Origin of the sequence: Paracerasibacillus soli (assembly GCF_042432965.1) — a bacterium.
In the GTDB taxonomy this organism is placed as follows: Bacteria; Bacillota; Bacilli; order Bacillales; family Amphibacillaceae; genus Paracerasibacillus; species Paracerasibacillus soli.
Genome location: NZ_JBHLWL010000047.1, coordinates 1 through 16637, shown reverse-complemented (window position 1 = coordinate 16637; position 16637 = coordinate 1). Strand labels below are relative to the sequence as shown.

Genomic DNA, 16637 nt, shown 5'->3' with positions numbered 1-16637 from the left:
CATATACTGGGGATAAAACAAAGGAACTTGTCTTACGAAATAATAGTGAAAAATTCCGCGCAGCATATCTTTATGGGGAAGGCTTAAAAGAAATTGGTAGGGGAAAAAGTGGTGAAAAAAACAACATATTAGGAGAGTTTATAGGCATTGAAAAAAATGACTTAAATTCAATGATGTCATTTTTTAAAAAGTATGGATTTTTATTTCCTCTAAATAATTACGAACAATTTGTAACTTTTCAAATAAAAGATGTAAATTATATAAAAGACAATCTAGAAGCTTTAATAAACATCTTTAGTGTCCAGGATACAGACAACATTGATTATAGAACTTTATTGGATTCGGTTCTTTTTCTGTTACTACAGAAAGAAAAGGTTATAAAAATCAATGACAACACTTGCTATAAATCTTCGAATAAAGACTTATTGCATAACATTAATAATGCAAATAAGATACGATTTGATGACAACAGCAACACAATACAAATTCCTAGAGATGATGGCGGAACAGTGCCAGCATTCGAAGTTAAGGATTATCTTTTAGGTGGGGGTCTAAATGTGGTAATTATTGAAGAATACGAGAATTTAATGCAGGATGATGATTATTCATTATCGTTTCTAAAACAAATTGTAAAGGCCTACGTTAGTAAGAAAACAACTATTTTTAGTGAAGATGAATGTTTGATTATTGATTTTTTATATCATTTTTCAAGAAGAATCTCTATCATCATCCCAGAAGATATTTCATTAAATACACTATTTCAGGAAGTGGTATATGAAACATTTACTAAAAGGGAGAATGATGATTTAAAACAAGCTTTATTAAAAATATCAAAGTATTTAATTGAAAAAGAATTGAATCACTTTTTATCTGAAATCAAGCCAAAGTATGATGCAGACACGATGCGTCCCAACTGGAAATTACCTTCTTTATTTTCAGCAATGTATTTATCACTTTTTTACTTAGATTCTAATCAAGCTATGTACAGGGTTTGTCAAAATATAAATTGCAATCAATTATTTTTAGTATCCAAAACAAACCAAGTTAAAAAGTACTGCTGCGTTTACTGCACTAATGCTGTATCACAAAGGAGATATAGGCAAAAAAAATAGAGTGGAAACTTTTATTAGTTCCCACTCTTTTGCATTTTTTTATTTCGTATTAGACTATCCTTAATTGCATCTGATAACTTTTTAATTTCCTGTCGATTTGGCTTAGTAGAATTTGCCATTAACTTTTTTACATCTATTAATATCCCCTGCACACGTTCATAATCTTTATCCGCCTGTTTCCAATCGGCAACAGCTTCGCCAATAGAATAATAGTTTTCATTTCCTCCAAGTCTATTATCATATAGATTGAATGGTAATAAAAATGCATTAAGTATCTGTTTATTATTCTTCCTATCCTTAAGAAACTTTGAGTTTTCAGCTATATATTCTGCATATGTTATCTGTTTATTTATGGACGTAGAACGTGGTAGATCACTCACTCTTCCAGTCACACCGTACTTATAATATTTTGCATCCAATATTGCGATACTTTCATCAGTAATCATAATAGTATCTGGTTCAAGAGCCGCATTGTCTCTGTCACCAACACGTAATTTCCAGTTAGTTTTAGGAAAATAATAACCTTTATTAGACACACCATAAGTCTCATCAATTAATTTTTCCCAAACATATTCAAAATTGTTAGTTCCAAAATAAAACTCTTCAGGATCATCTGCACTATTTCTGAATTCAATAATTGCCAACATGCTTTGAAATAATTGTTTTAAAGAATCTTCATTTGTTTTTTCGAGTTTTTGTCGCAAAATAGTTTGATACATTTTAAGATTTGGATTTCGAACATTAGCAGGTTGCGGTAACCTTTGCTTATAAATCCATCCCAATTTCATAAAGCTTTCATACACACAAAACTTATTTATTTCAGTGATAATATGTTTATCAGTATCACTATTTTTTCGAACCATTAAATTAGGATATACAAAACCTTTTTTTTGAGCGATAGGAGTCATTCTTCTTATAGTTTGTTTCATACTTACAGGGCCAGACATCCCTTGAACATATACTTCTTCATTTTCCATATAGTAATCATAATCTAAATAATATCGCATTACTCGAAAGTATGCCTGGACCGGAAACCTAACTGTTTTTAATACTTGATTAGAAGAAATTTGCGAAACCCTGGACTGTTTATCATTATAAGCTGACAAAACCGATATCAAGTCAATAATATCATCGCGTAAATTCTCTTCTTTTTTTGAGATATTATACCCTATAGGGAAATTCACACTAATTTCATGCTTGTCTCCCTTAATTTCTGATTTAATACCTACAAATGTATCTCCTTCTTTATTCGTTGCATTTCTACAATAACTGTTCAAAGTTTTGGATAACACTACATCAGTAAAAGCTTTACTCATCCTCACTATCCTCTGTATCTAATGTTCTAAACAAATTTTCTTTTATGTCTTGATTGAAAACATTAAATCTTTCATCACTAACAGAATAGTTAAAAGTATCCAAAATTTTTTCTAAGCTTTTATATTCAACATCAAACAGCTCATCTCTACTGAATTTGAATGCATCATCCCAAAGATATTTAATAACTTTATCCCCAAATCTTGAATTCAAATCCTTAATAGCTTTATCGATTTTATCTGCATCTCTATCATTAATACTATATTTTTGTATTACATCATCAAGGTTTTCTTCTTTACTATAGAATTTTAAAACTTCTTCTGTTACAAAGTAAGCACCTAATCTCTTATCCTCTGACGATAATGTAGCAGCACTACTTGTAATAATTTGGTCATTAATAACTGTATTAAATCTTTCCCATGTCACATTTGTATCAAGTATTGATTTTGAAGCATGTTCAGCCTTTGATACATCATTTTCAATCATCTTCATATCCCATCTTCTTTGAAATGCAGTATCTAAAGTAAATACATTTTGATCCGCGGTATTCATTGTTGCTAGAATATGTAAATTAGAAGGAAGGTAGATAGGCTTTTCTTTCTCATCAAAAACTTCATTAGCTATATTGTAATTCGTAATTTCATATGAACTTTTTCCATCAGCATCTCTATCAAGTAACTGGAATATCTCTCCGAATATCGCTGGAGCATTACCCCGATTAATTTCTTCAATTACAAGGTAGTAGGGATCTCTAGGATTTTCAATCGCCTTTTTAAGTACTCTTGTAAAAGGACCAGGTGTGAAGTCGTAAGTGATTTCTTTTTCATCGCCTTCCCCTTTTACTGTTGGTAATATCTGACCTACAAAATCTGTATTCATATAATCTGGATGAAAAACTACTCGTTCCATAAAATTAAAATCGTTACAGTATTCCTCTTCAATTTTATAGCTTTTACCAGAACCGGGAACACCATATAAAAGTATATTATTTCCACCAGAAATTCTTGAACTATATAATTCATTTTCTTCACTTACTTCAATTGTATAAGTACTTTCATTTTTATCATCTATTTGATCGACAATATATTTAGTATTCAATAAACTTAAAGATGCATCAACACGACATTGATAGAGTTCAAGTTCCTCTTTCATACCATCAGCTAATTCAAGCCCTCTAGTGTTTGAATAATTAATATAGGGATTCATCCCATCTGATAAAAGTGATTTTAATATCCTTAATGATCCTTTTGGTTCTTTACTTCCATTTATATCAATTATAGAGTTTTCATTTTCCAACAATTTAATATAAACACTATTCATATTAAAAATTACATCTTTATCTTCATCAACTAATTTGTAAACTGCTTCTTCAGATAAATGCACCAATAACTTTAATAATGACGACTCATTTTCACTATTCACATCAATGTCTAAACCAATCCATGCTAGAAGAACTTTTGAATACTCTATTTGGTTAGACATTAATATAGTATCTATAATATCCATGTTTTTAGTGAATGCTATTGTTTTTGGATATCTCTTTCTTCCAGTTCTTTCTGATGAAGCTGGCCTATCATCAAAAAACTTTATCTTTCCTACCCTCCAAATTAATTCGAATGCTACAATTAGGGATTCCAGCTGTGATTTAAACATCTGGTTTTCGTTAACTTTGTCTATAAATTCATCATCTGAAACTCCATATGATTCATATATTGGTGCAAAGATATCAATTAATTTAGATTTTAAGTCTTCAATTAATATTGTACTATCGCCATCTATCTGAGAATATGTTATCTCACAATTCTTATCACTAGCTTTCCAAAGCATAAAGAATAAACCTAAAGTCGATTTAACCCTAGGCAATGAAGATTTAATTCCCAACTTCAAATCTGGATTATGGTATTCTTTTATTTCATCTGGTCTTAACATTTCAATCACCTTTCACAATATCTTTTTTTATAGTTAATGCAATTTCCTTTGCAAGTATTGGCGGTACTGCATTTCCTACCTGCTTCATTTGTGAACCTTTATTTCCTATAAACCGAAAACTATCAGGGAATGATTGTATTCGAGCTGCTTCTCTTACTGTAATAGCTCTGTTTAAGTAGGGATGAGTAAATTTACCCGAAGATGGTGTGTCAAACCTTGTTGTGATAGTCACTGACTGCTCTTCCTTGATCATTCTAGACCAAGTACCACTATAAATGGATTTTGTTAAATGCTCTTTTGGCAAAACTTCTCTGCCTTTATTTGGTGGAATCATTCTTAATCTCTCTAAAGCTATAGCTGAATGTTTAGTAGCCTTATGATTAAACACCCAATTACTACCCTCACGCATTTTTCGTTGATATTCAGTTCTAGCTGGTAATTTGTAAGTATCACGCTCTAATCCTTCACCAGATTCTAAATAAGCTAGGTCACTGATCGCTTCCCATACAGTAACTCTTTCACACGATTTTTTAGGATCTTTAACAGATCGTTGTCCCAATTTCCCTATAATTATTGCCCTTCTCCTATTTTGCGGTACTCCGTAATCGGCAGCATTCAAAATATTTGTTGTTAATTTATATCCTAAATTTCCAAATAATGATTTTATTTCCTCTTTGAAAAATCCTCCTTCAGATGTCAATAAATTAGGTACATTTTCCATAACAAAATATTTAGGCTGAACGTATTTCACCACTTCAACAAACTGCTTAAATAAATAATTCCTGTCATCATTTATAGATTTCCTTTGACCCTTCTGAGAAAATCCTTGGCAAGGTGGCCCCCCAATAACTACATCTATTCGATCTTTGTAATCTGAAAATACATCTTTAATTGATAATTTTGTTATATCTTCTACTATAACTTCTGTGTCGGGATGATTATATATATATGATTTCGCAATTGATTCTTCAAATTCATTTGCTAATACTATTTCAAAACCTGCCATTTTAAAACCTAAAGATAATCCACCCACACCTGCAAACAAATCAATTACTTTAGGCTTCATTCCCACACCTCTTCAATACGTTGTCTAGCTATATTATAATATTTTTCATTTAATTCTACACCAATAAAATTGCGATCGTTTTTGATTGCTGCTACTCCTGTACTCCCGCTTCCCATGAATGGATCTAAAATCGTGTCATTTTCATTACTCAACACATTCACAAAGAACTCCATTAGTTTGACAGGTTTCTGTGTAGGGTGCTTTCCGAACCTTCGTTCCCCATTAGATGCAACTGCGGTTTCAATAAAGTCATGAATCATTTTTCCGTCATTATTAAAAGTTCCTGTTTTCTTCTTATAAGTGAAGTAAATCCAAGTTTCTGTTGAATTAACAAAATGTAGATTCATATTGCGTGGCATAGGATTCAACTTATGCCAAATCCCTGTCGTCTTATAATACAAACCATAACGTTCAGCGATTTTAATGATACTTTCTACTTTAATAATAGCCATAAAAACAATCATCGAACCGCCATGCTTTAACACTCTAACAGATTCTTCAAAAAACCTATCCATTGATTCTTCCCACTCTTCAAAACTTAAATCATCCCAACCCGCTGATCCGAAAAAATTGTCTCTCATTTTTTTTAGGTTAGTATCTCGGTCTCTCATAAAATTACCTAAATTATATGGAGGATCTGTTAAAATTAAATCTACAGAATTCTCCTCAATACTCGTCATTACTTCGATACAATCTTGATTATGTAAAATTAAATTAGCCACAACTAATATTCCCTCGCTTCAAATATATACTATTTACTTATCCGTATTCTCTAATTCCACTTCCACTATTTCACTTAACTGACATTTTAGGGCGCAACAAATCCTTACAAGCACATCTAAGGAAACATATTCATTTTTCCGCATTTTTGAAAAAGTACTAGGTGCAATACCTGTAGTATGATATAAATCGGAAACTTTAAGCTCTTCATCTATCAGCCGTATCCAAAGCTTTTTATAATTGACTCCCATTTATCTACCCTCGCAAACATAATAAAGTCATTAAAATATTATATCACTCAACTTTCGATTACTCAAATGTTTTTTCGAGTTTACGAAACCAATCCATCCTGTCAACTCCCCCACCCAAAAGTCATTCCATCAACTCAACCCTACTTTTATCGAAAACCACGCTTCATTTTCAGCCAAATAAAAATAAGATTTCCCAGCTTGGACATTCTCCAAAATCACTGGGAAACCTTATTCTATCAACACTTCATCAGTTCTTATCCATCCACCCTAGACATCAATGCTACCAACTCGACATGGCTCGAGTTGATGGCATTGATGTCATATTACTTTGCCCGTCTGTGGAAACATATCAGCAGCATTTTTGGAACTATCGGTAGACGGGAACATATCCAGCGGTTTTTGACCATTTTAAGAAATTTCGGTATGAGAGAACCTATCAATGGAATTCTCAACACCAGCCTTTTAGAGATTAAGGGAAGACTCTATAGACTTCTTCATATTATTAACGAGTTCAGTCACCTCAGAATCCATTCCTTTCCACTTATCAATATACCCTCCTAGATAAGCCTTTCTTGCTTTGTCAAGTAAAATGGCATGCTCATAAGGTAATTGAGGTATTGCCCATTCAGCTGCCAGATCTTTTGATCTGATTTCACCAGTAGATGCTGTCACCCACATTCTGGCTAAAGTTAAAATCACATTGCGTTCGTCACCTTTAATGCTAGTTATCAACCCGGGCAACGATTCTTTAATTGCTTTTCGAATATCTGTCATTGGCACAGGCTCAATTACTTCTGTTGCCTTTGGTCCCAAAAGGTTAATACTATTTTTTCTTAGTTGTGCTAAAAGTATTGCTAAATCCGGATCATAAGTCGACTCAGGAATTTCTCCCTTTTCAAACTGCTCTCTTAGCCACTCGCCATACATAAATTCATATTTGGGGGGGAAATGCCAAGGGACAATATCCTTTTGATTTATGACCGTAACTTCAAGAGGCCTCATATCTTTTATGTTTCCTATTTTCCCAGATATAAGCATTAACCTATTTGTAAGATTCCTTCGAGTTTTTTCAGATAAACTTTGATTTGTTATTACCAAAATATCTACATCGCTATTCATACGTAAACCACCCATTACTGCCGAACCATACAAATACACCCCAATTAACATATTATCAAGTAGTTCCGCTATAGTTTTTAATGCTTGAATTGCTTCTTTCGGAATTTTTTTGTTACTTAAATCTATACTCAACTTCGATCTCCTTTCGTCTGAAAACTGTTTTTTAACGCCTCTTAAAATTTATAAAAAAAGAGTAAACATCTTTCGTTGTATTGTAAATTAACGCCATCCAAAATTTTGATTCAAGATTTTCTTTCGGTTTATTATATGTTTGAGCCAATATAAGCTACAAAACTGCTGTCTATCCATTTTTGAGTAACCTCATTTATATCAATCCCAATAGTAGCCAACCCAATAATGCTGCAATCCAATTTCTCTAACAAAGCTATTAAAGCCTTCATTTGAGAACCTGTCTCTATCCAATCATCTACAATCAAAACTCTTTTGTTCCTCACAATAGAACTCTTAGATATTTCAAAGCTTTTATCTTGACCTGAATAGTCGGTAAAATGTGTCGAAATAATCTCTTCTTTTGCGTATGGCAGCTTATCACCTTTTCTTACTCCAATAAACCCCACTCCAAGTTCTTTGGCTATGGCAGTGCCTAGTATCCATCCAATTGCTTCTGGGGCAGCCACATAATCTACTTTATTTTGAAAATCCAATGATAGTACTTTTACAATTTTATCAAAAACGGTTTTATGTGTAAAAATAGTTAGTAAATCATATTTTCCAATTGAGTTACGAGGTAATATACCTCTAATTTCATTTATAACATCAGTACTTTCCATACATTTACACCCCTTGCTTATGGTTAATAATCTTTGCTAATCTTTAAAAATAGTCATTTTCAACATATTTTTTATACATGTCCTCGGTATATCTTGTTATGTTCTTACCATACTCTGGATAATCAAACCCCAGTAGTTCTGCTACCTCTTTGGACACTTCCCTGAACAATTGGTGGCATATAAATAATGACTTCCAAATATTTTCATAGGAATCCATGCGATATGTAGATAATAATCTATTCCATAGATCTTCATCAATGTATTTGTTAATATACTTATAATTTTTCCCAACACTTAATGAAAATTCTGTCTTTATCCCAACCTTCCACGACATCATCCTAAGTAGTTCAAACCGTAGAATCTGGTTCAGATGATCGATTGCAAACAGTATCTCTTTGCGGCACAATCCTTTAATAACATAAGGTGTTACATTCCAAAATTCATTGCAGCAATCATCATACTCCCTTGCGCTTGGCTTTCTTACATGATAATCTATATCAGTCGGAACTATGTCCCTTTTAATTCTACAATCTTTATCAATTAGAACCTTTATTAATTTATCGCCCTTTAGGTAATTATCTAACTCTTCCAAGGGCAATAAGGTAAGATCAATTTTATTGTAATCATCAAATAGCATAAGATAGGAAAATCCCTTTTCTTCAGGTGGGAATAATTCCATATCCTCCGGCTTTTGCATCATTATTATATTCCCAAATTGATTAAGCCAGTCATCATTAGATATAAACGGTTCTATATCACTTACAAAATATGTAATATCATAATCCTGAAATTCATCTTTAGGTATATTAATATTTGCGCGTGACCCCTCAAGGGTCACAATTCGAATACGTTCATCCTGTTCTGCTAAAGAAAGTACTAAATCCATCATTTCTTTTTCTGATCTCATTTACATACTCCTCGTTTATTTTTTCTATATTATTACATCTTCTTTTTTGCCGATACAATCAGCATCATTGGGCGTCGCATTTCATCCGCCATCCCCGGAATATCCATCATGTTCTCTGGCGGCTGTGGCTCCACAATCTGATTTATTATAAAACTATTTGAAAGCAGTGTATTTAGATATGTGGTCAGTGTTCTATGATATTTTGTAACCTTTTCTTCCAAAAACATAGCTGTCCGTTTGCCCTCATAATAATAATTGTCCACCGGGAAATGCAGTATTTCTCCTTTTTCGTTATAATACCAGTCTTGTGTTCCATGAGCAGTAAAAACAGGATGTTCAACTGTAAAAACTAAATTGCCACCAGCCTTCAGCATCCTATATATCTTTTTTATTAAATTCTCATAGTCTGCTACATAATGAAACGCAAGCGAACTTAGTATTACATCAAAGCTCTCCTCTGGGAAATCCACATCTTCTATGGCACAGCATTCATATTCAATCTGTGGAAAATGGGTTTTTCCTTTTGCTACTTCGAGCATTTTATGAGAAATATCAACACCTACTACAGAGGAAGCACCGTTTTCCATCGCATATATACAGTGCCATCCATAGCCGCATCCTAAATCAAGCACACGCTTACCCTTAAAATCAGGTAGCATCTTTTTCAAAGTCTCCCATTCTCCCGCACCAGCCAGTCCTTTCTGCGAGCGACTCATTTGACTGTATTTTTGAAAAAATATATTATCATCATATTTGTTTTCTTTCATCTGAACTCTCCTCGTTTAAAAAGTTATTTATCTCCGATACAATTTCATTCACTTCATTATAAAGCTTCTCGGTCATGTCGTAGCATTCAAAAAGTGAGATACCGAGTACTTCAAAAATATGATTTACCTTCTCGGTATATTTTTCAGGTTTATGTTCAAAAGTTTCAAGCAGTTTTATAGCTTTCTTTTCGTTGATACAATAAGCATTATTACATGCAAATAACACTTGATTTAAACATGAAACTATACGAAAAACATGACCCGCAATATAATATTTATCGTCTGTTCCCGAATTTGCTTTTACAAACATTAAAGAGAACCCTGCTTCAAACATAAAAAAGTTAACTAAACTTTTCTGCAAAGCATTGGGATAAGTTTCTGCCTGTTTTTTTAATTCGCATAAGCTTTCATTCTTAGCATATAGTATTTTGCTAATCGCTAATTCTCCTCGATACATTGCACTAATATAACCATGGGGATGCCCAGTCTGATAATTGGCAGTAACAATTCCGTGCTCTGTATCTTTCATTATTTGTTCCACACGTTTAATATCACGTAAAATTAAATCCACATGATACCCGTTTATGACTAACCATCCGCCGCCATTAATCCAATCACCCCATGCTCCGGGAGGTACAACAAGGTTATTTCTATGCTCATCATCCAGCTTTGTAGCGAATTGATTAATAGTATTTATGTCAAATGATTCTGAATTGTAATAGATGCCGATATCTATATCCGAATCCTCTGTATGGGTGCCCCTTGCACGTGAACCACCTAAAACAATACCTTCTATATAAGACAGAGAGGATAATTTCTCTGCTACTGATTTAATAATATTATCTACCATCAAGCATGCTCCTTTTATCGATTCACTGCTGTAAAAATTCCAAGCCAAATCTTTTGCTTCTACTCAACATATTTATAATTTTTTTAATTTCACAAAAGATAGTTAAAACTTATCAATTGTCTTTTTATACCTCTGCTGATTAGATGAAGTCTTTTCAATAGCCTTTAAATTACCATTCATTTTGCTAACATGGTTTAAAAATAACGTTCCAAGCAGAAGTCGATCCTTTCTGGGTATCCTATTCCACACATATCCCTTGAATAAATCTTTAACAAGAAAAACTTCGCCATCATTTAGATTTTCAGTTTCTCTAATAGCTTCTTCCAATAGCTCATTTACATCAATCATGTTGTCCACTCCTTATTAATAATAATATCAACAACATTGTTGATATTATTATACGTATATTCACAGTCAAAGTCAATCCGTAAATAAGAAAAGCCACCAATCAAGGAAGTAACACCTCTCAATTGGTCGCCATTTCTGATATCCTATATCTCAATATCTATTTCAACACCTGATTTAAATTCAACAGTGAGCTTATCATCAAATACCGTAACTTTTTCAATAAGCCGCCTTACTAATTGCTCATCATATTCCTCCAACTCGCAGGATTGTTCATTTAAGAAATCAGTCATTTCAGCGATTCGTTGCCTTTTTCCTTCACGCTCTGCATTCTCTGCAAGTACATTTTGCTTCAATTCTCGAAGGCGGTAAATTTCATCAGCCACATCTTCATAGTCATTCTTGGACTTTGCTTGTATAAGGAGCTGTTGTTGTAACTCTTCCAATTTTCTATCAATATCATCGGTGGTATTATCATTTTCTTCATTAAGGACGGTAGCTATGTTTTTCTGTAACGTTGAGAGGAAGGGCTCTTTTTTAGTCAAAAGTTCGTTAATAGCCTTAACCACTGCTGCCTGTAATGTTTCCTCGTTTATGGTAGGTGCCGTACATTCAGAGCCTTTTTCCTCTAAACGACTAACACATCTCCAAACAATAGACTTGTAACCTCGGTTATTCCAATGTACTCTTCGGAAAACATCTTCACATTCTTTGCAAAAGACAATGCTCGACAAGGCATACTTGCTGCTATACACTCGTTTCTTTCCAGTTTTTCCGTTTCGAATATTTGCCCTTCGCATCATTTCTTCTTGAACTTGTAGGTAAATCTCTCTTGGAATGATTGGTTCGTGGTTATTTTCTACATAGTATTGTGGAACGTGACCATTGTTGACAACTCGCTTTTTCGTTAAAAAATCTACGGTATATGTTTTTTGAAGCAATGCATCTCCGATATACTTTTCGTTTTGAAGAATCTTTTTAATCGATTCTGGTCGCCACTTCGTTCGTTTAGCTGCGGTAAGTATTTCATCCGCTTCAAGTCCTCGTGCAATTTGAACTAAACTTGCACCTTCTAAATATTCCCTGTAAATCCTTTTGACAATTTTCGCTTGTTCTAGATTGATGACTAGTTTGTTGTTTTCGTCTTTTGTATAGCCTAGAAAGCGATTATGGTTCACTTGCACCTCACCTTGCTGGTATCGGTATTGTATTCCTAGTTTTACATTTTGGCTAAGTGACTGACTTTCTTGTTGTGCTAGGGATGCCATGATGGTGAGCATAATTTCACCTTTTGCATCCATTGTATTGATGTTTTCTTTTTCAAAAAACACAGGTATTTCTTTATCCTTAAGCTGTCTAATGTATTTCAAACAGTCCAGCGTGTTTCTCGCAAAACGACTGATGGACTTTGTGATGATCATATCGATTTTGCCATTCATGCTATCTTCAATCATTTTATTAAACTGCTCACGTTTTTTGGTGTTTGTTCCAGATATTCCATCATCCGCATAGATACCAGCAAGTTCCCATTCAGGATTGTTCTGAATATAGGTAGTGTAGTGTTCCACTTGAACTTCATAACTAGTTGCTTGTTCTTCACTATCTGTTGATACGCGGCAATAAGCCGCCACTTTTATTTTCTCCTTTTCCTCAGCATTAACATTTCTTGTTCTTCTTCTCGCCGGGATAACTGTGACACTTCTTGCTAAAGCCATTTTAAGTCACCTCTTCTTTAATTAAGCTGTATACATATTCTGCTTGTTTAATTGGATTGTCGTATTTGTCTTCCACTTCTCCGATCGTAAATTCAAAACATGGTGTAAATGACTCTTCCTCTTTCGTTCTATTTAATCGTCCTAGTTTTTTCGCTCGTTTAAATCTTTCGTTTTTTAATTGTTCAAATTGTTCTTTTGAAATTAATCTCGGAAACAATTCATTTCCTAGATACCTTTCATCTGTTAATATTCTAGTAATTCCGCCATGTGACCGATTAATACCAGATTCCCTTGCTGCATTAGCTAAAGATTGGCCCGATAAGTATGATGCGATTAAAAGCTTTAATTGCTCAGCTTCTCTGGCATGAATTTCAATTTTGCCGTCTACTATTTCATATCCAAAGGGTGTGTGTGCCATTAGCGATCAATCCTTTCTCTAAGTGTAATGCCACAATTCAAATGAAATCCTATCTCATTAGGTGAATATACGATTATCTTTTTTACAATGCCTTGAAAAGATTCTTCATCAAATGCATCTATGAATTTTCCTTGCTTAAAATATTTAATGAGCCGCTTCACTTCACTTAGCTGATTTGAACCGTCATTGATTAAATACAGTAACTGCTCTCTTTCTTCTTTTAACTTCATGTGTCTTTGGGACAGTTCGATTTTCCGTTCATTAAAAATTGCTGGTTCCAAAAACCCTTTTGTCATTAATTGAATTAATGTATTTAGCTCTTCTTTTGTAACTTCGAGTTGTTCTTCTATCTCGGTGACTTTTTGATAGTTTTCATCTTGGTTTGAAGTTTCTAGTTCTTTGGATAGTGGGACTAATACATAACTATATCCATACTTTAATTTATTCATCATCGTAATAAAGGCTTGATGAATACGTTCTTCTTTTATAAAAAGCATCGAACATTCATCTCTGTTTTTGATATGTGTAGAACAGCACCAGGCAATATATTTTTTATGAGTTGAAGTGTGAGTTCTTCTTTTAAAGGTATCGCCACACTCTGCGCATTCAATCTTTCCTGAAAATGGATAGCGATTTAAATATTTTCTGCTTCCTACTGCTACATTCTTCTGACTTGCTTGGTATTCAATCATCTGATTGGCCGCTTCAAAATCAGCATGTGTGATAATCGCTTCATGATGATTTTCAATTAAGTATTGATCCAGTTCACCTTGATTTACTTTTCGGTTAAAATGCTCATCCGTAAAAGTCTTTTGAAGTAGCACATCTCCAGTGTATTTTTCGTTCTTAACTATTCCGCGAATCGTGCTTCCCGTCCAATTGCCATTTCGCTTTGTTGGAACCCCTTCTTCGTTTAACTGCCTGGCAATTCGTTCTGTTCCCACTCCTTTAAGCACACTATTGAATATCCGCTTGACCACTTGTGCTTGTTCTTCATTTACAATTACTTGTTCATCGATATAATCATAACCGTATGGTGGATACGATAATTTATAGGTCCCACGTTTGAATCGTTGTCTAATCGACCATTTACTGTTCTCTGATAAAGATACGGACTCATTCTCAGCAAGGCTACTTAAGATTGAAAGCATGAGTTCACTTTCCATCGAATTCGTATTGATGTTTTCTTTTTCAAAAAATATGTGCACACCTAAGTCCATCAACTTTCTAACCAGTTCCAAGCAGTCAATTGTGTTTCTCGCAAATCGACTAATAGATTTTGTTAAAATGAGGTCAATCTTTCCTTTTTCACAATCAGATATTAAGCGAAGCAATTCTGGCCGTCTATCCTTTTTCGTTCCTGTAATACCTTCATCACTATAAATATCAACTAGCTGCCATTCATCATTATTTTCAATTAAAGTTTTGTAGTGTCGTCTTTGCGCTTCTAAGCTAATCAGCTGTTCCTCGTTTGATGTCGATACCCGTATATATGCAGCGACCTTTTGTTTCGGTTTTACTACTGAAAATGTTGTCATATCAAGTGTTGTTATCTTTCTCATCCACTCACCCTCCTTTCTTGTACGTGACATATTAGCGTCAGAACACTGTTATATCAAGGTTTATCGCACATTAAAGGACCTAATAATGGATTGAATTTTTGACGATTTAATTTACTTATTTGATCGAATTCTTCCTGAGAAATGAGTTCTTTTTCGCGTAGTTTCATGAGCATTTTTTCAGCAAGATGAAAATGAAGTTCATTTTGAAGTTGTTCTTCAGTTGGTTTTGATGGTTTATGATTTGGTGTTTGATGCTCAGATGAGAGTTGTGTCATTCGCATATGGTTTTCCTCCTAAATAGTCTTCTACCTATATGCGATAAAAAGATAGGATTCGAACCCTTGTTTCTGTAATATGTTGATTAATAGTTGATATGTAATTGAAGTTCTAGATATAATGAAAGTAGATTATTCAACAAACGGGCCAAATGATTGTTGAGAAGAACTTAAACTAAAACAGATATGTTAAGAAGGTTAGTTTCTTTACTATTGGGGGAGAAAAATAATGGATTTAATAAAACATAATAGTGATGCTTGGGATAAGAAAGTTGATGAAGGTTCTAGATATACTCAACGAGTGAGTAGTGAAACTATTGAAAAAAGCAAAACTGGTAAATGGGAGATTTCTGTTACAACAGAAAAGTCAGTACCAAGAGATTGGTTTCCAGAAGTTATAGATGGATTAAAGATATTATGCTTGGCATCTGGTGGTGGTCAACAAGGACCTATTTTGGCTGCTGCTGGAGCAGATGTAACCGTTACCGATATTTCTAAAAAGCAATTAGAACAAGATGAAATCGTGGCAGAACGTGATGGATTAACTTTAAGAACGGTACAGGGTGATATGTCAGACCTAAGTGATTTCGGGGATGAATATTTTGATGTTGTTGTTAATCCAGTTTCCAATTTGTTTGTCAAGGACGTTAAACCTGTATGGAATGAAATATCGAGGGTATTAAAAAATAAAGGTATTTTAATTGCTGGATTTACTAATCCATTACTATGGATTTTTGATGATAATCAGGAAAGAAAAGGCATCCTTGATGTTAAAAATTCCATACCTTCATCGACATTAGATTATTTGCCCAAGGATGAAATTCAAGATTATATCAAATCAAACAACACCATAGAATATGCTCATACTTTAGAAGACCAAATCCAAGGGCAGATTGATGCTGGCTTTGTGATTTCAGGTTTTTATGAAGATGATTTTGGCGGCACAAGAATTTTAGATAAGTACATTAAAACATTTATTGCTACAAGAGCAATAAAACTAAAGAATATTTGAAGCTGTGTTCCATTAACGGGCGCGATTGTGGAAGAACAAATAGTCATTTAAGTTACAACCGAAGAGTTTAACTACTCCTCGGTTGTTTTTATTTATTCATACTTCACAAACGCATCTTTAAAGCCAGCTTTCTTTGCTTTTTCTAGTTGCTTATCTGCATTCTTTTTAGCACTATACGCACCAATCTGAACACGATATAATTTCTTACCGCCAGTTGATGGCTTAGACGTTGACGTACCTTTCGCTAATTCCTTCTTCACATCTGCCCGAAACGTATCCATTGACTTACCATGCTTTGAAAACCAATGACGTGGATCCCCATGGTTACTCGCAATTTTCTTTTGATAGCCTTCATAATGACCGATAATATTTTTCTCGGTTAACTTGTATTGTTTACAAAGATAAGCAGCAAGTTCAACCGCTTCTTTATAAACTTTATTAAAGTATGTTTTATCGGTTAAATTATCTTCACAGATTTCAAAAC

18 protein-coding genes are annotated in these 16637 nt (G+C 33.7%); 2 read left to right on the top strand and 16 right to left on the bottom strand.

The window, feature by feature from the left end; translation table 11 throughout:
* Positions 1 to 1112: hypothetical protein (locus tag ACFFIS_RS13400; protein WP_390187955.1), on the top strand; the 1112-nt coding region annotated here is incomplete at its 5' end.
* A 14-nt stretch (positions 1113 to 1126) separates the two neighbouring features.
* Here the strand turns inward: ACFFIS_RS13400 and ACFFIS_RS13395 are convergent.
* The 15 genes from ACFFIS_RS13395 to ACFFIS_RS13325 all read right to left on the bottom strand — a co-directional run bounded on the left by ACFFIS_RS13395 (position 1127) and on the right by ACFFIS_RS13325 (position 15147).
* Entirely contained in the window at positions 1127 to 2428 is a 1302-nt protein-coding gene (locus ACFFIS_RS13395) for an LlaJI family restriction endonuclease (RefSeq protein ID WP_390187953.1), read from the bottom strand.
* Positions 2421 to 4355, bottom strand: a complete 1935-nt coding sequence (locus ACFFIS_RS13390; RefSeq protein ID WP_320381590.1) for an AAA family ATPase — start codon at positions 4353 to 4355, stop codon at positions 2421 to 2423. The genes ACFFIS_RS13395 and ACFFIS_RS13390 overlap by 8 nt, the downstream gene beginning before the upstream one ends.
* Before the next feature lies 1 nt (position 4356).
* Positions 4357 to 5421 (bottom strand): DNA cytosine methyltransferase, encoded by a 1065-nt coding sequence (locus tag ACFFIS_RS13385; RefSeq protein ID WP_320381591.1) that lies wholly within the window; start codon positions 5419 to 5421, stop codon positions 4357 to 4359.
* Positions 5418 to 6143, bottom strand: a complete 726-nt coding sequence (locus tag ACFFIS_RS13380; protein ID WP_320381592.1) for a DNA-methyltransferase — start codon at positions 6141 to 6143, stop codon at positions 5418 to 5420. Before ACFFIS_RS13380 ends, ACFFIS_RS13385 begins: the two co-directional genes overlap by 4 nt.
* Positions 6144 to 6176: 33 nt before the next feature.
* Positions 6177 to 6392 (bottom strand): helix-turn-helix domain-containing protein, encoded by a 216-nt coding sequence (locus ACFFIS_RS13375; RefSeq protein WP_320381593.1) that lies wholly within the window; start codon positions 6390 to 6392, stop codon positions 6177 to 6179.
* A 462-nt stretch (positions 6393 to 6854) separates the two neighbouring features.
* Positions 6855 to 7643, bottom strand: a complete 789-nt coding sequence (ant(9), locus tag ACFFIS_RS13370; protein WP_027622104.1) for an aminoglycoside nucleotidyltransferase ANT(9) — start codon at positions 7641 to 7643, stop codon at positions 6855 to 6857.
* A gap of 131 nt (positions 7644 to 7774) precedes the next feature.
* A complete protein-coding gene (locus tag ACFFIS_RS13365; RefSeq protein ID WP_002294507.1) occupies positions 7775 to 8302 on the bottom strand; it encodes a phosphoribosyltransferase family protein in 528 nt (175 codons plus the stop codon).
* Positions 8303 to 8345: 43 nt separating this feature from the next.
* Entirely contained in the window at positions 8346 to 9209 is an 864-nt protein-coding gene (locus ACFFIS_RS13360; RefSeq protein ID WP_002294505.1) for an aminoglycoside nucleotidyltransferase ANT(6)-Ia, read from the bottom strand.
* Positions 9210 to 9241: 32 nt separating this feature from the next.
* A complete protein-coding gene (locus ACFFIS_RS13355; RefSeq protein ID WP_000662263.1) occupies positions 9242 to 9976 on the bottom strand; it encodes a class I SAM-dependent methyltransferase in 735 nt (244 codons plus the stop codon).
* Positions 9957 to 10826: a nucleotidyltransferase domain-containing protein gene (locus tag ACFFIS_RS13350; RefSeq protein WP_000228166.1), complete on the bottom strand. Its 870-nt coding sequence runs from the start codon at positions 10824 to 10826 to the stop codon at positions 9957 to 9959. Before ACFFIS_RS13350 ends, ACFFIS_RS13355 begins: the two co-directional genes overlap by 20 nt.
* A 102-nt stretch (positions 10827 to 10928) precedes the next feature.
* Positions 10929 to 11174: a single-stranded DNA-binding protein gene (locus tag ACFFIS_RS13345; RefSeq protein WP_000567889.1), complete on the bottom strand. Its 246-nt coding sequence runs from the start codon at positions 11172 to 11174 to the stop codon at positions 10929 to 10931.
* A 143-nt stretch (positions 11175 to 11317) separates the two neighbouring features.
* The gene (locus ACFFIS_RS13340) at positions 11318 to 12886 is read right to left on the bottom strand and encodes a recombinase family protein (RefSeq protein ID WP_390187950.1); all 1569 of its coding nucleotides are present in this window, start codon (positions 12884 to 12886) and stop codon (positions 11318 to 11320) included.
* 1 nt (position 12887) lies between these two features.
* Complete coding sequence (locus ACFFIS_RS13335; RefSeq protein ID WP_285615162.1) at positions 12888 to 13304, bottom strand: recombinase; 417 nt, start codon at positions 13302 to 13304, stop codon at positions 12888 to 12890.
* A complete protein-coding gene (locus ACFFIS_RS13330; protein WP_285615164.1) occupies positions 13304 to 14866 on the bottom strand; it encodes a recombinase family protein in 1563 nt (520 codons plus the stop codon). The genes ACFFIS_RS13335 and ACFFIS_RS13330 overlap by 1 nt, the downstream gene beginning before the upstream one ends.
* Before the next feature lie 53 nt (positions 14867 to 14919).
* On the bottom strand, positions 14920 to 15147 hold the full coding sequence (locus ACFFIS_RS13325) for an SHOCT domain-containing protein (protein ID WP_186088529.1): 228 nt from the start codon (positions 15145 to 15147) through the stop codon (positions 14920 to 14922).
* Positions 15148 to 15370: 223 nt separating this feature from the next.
* Here ACFFIS_RS13325 and ACFFIS_RS13320 point away from each other — a divergent pair, with 223 nt between their 5' ends.
* A complete protein-coding gene (locus tag ACFFIS_RS13320) occupies positions 15371 to 16153 on the top strand; it encodes a class I SAM-dependent methyltransferase (protein ID WP_146938713.1) in 783 nt (260 codons plus the stop codon).
* A gap of 92 nt (positions 16154 to 16245) precedes the next feature.
* Here the strand turns inward: ACFFIS_RS13320 and ACFFIS_RS13315 are convergent.
* On the bottom strand, positions 16246 to 16637 hold a 392-nt coding region (locus tag ACFFIS_RS13315; protein WP_390187949.1), incomplete at its 5' end, for an SPOR domain-containing protein.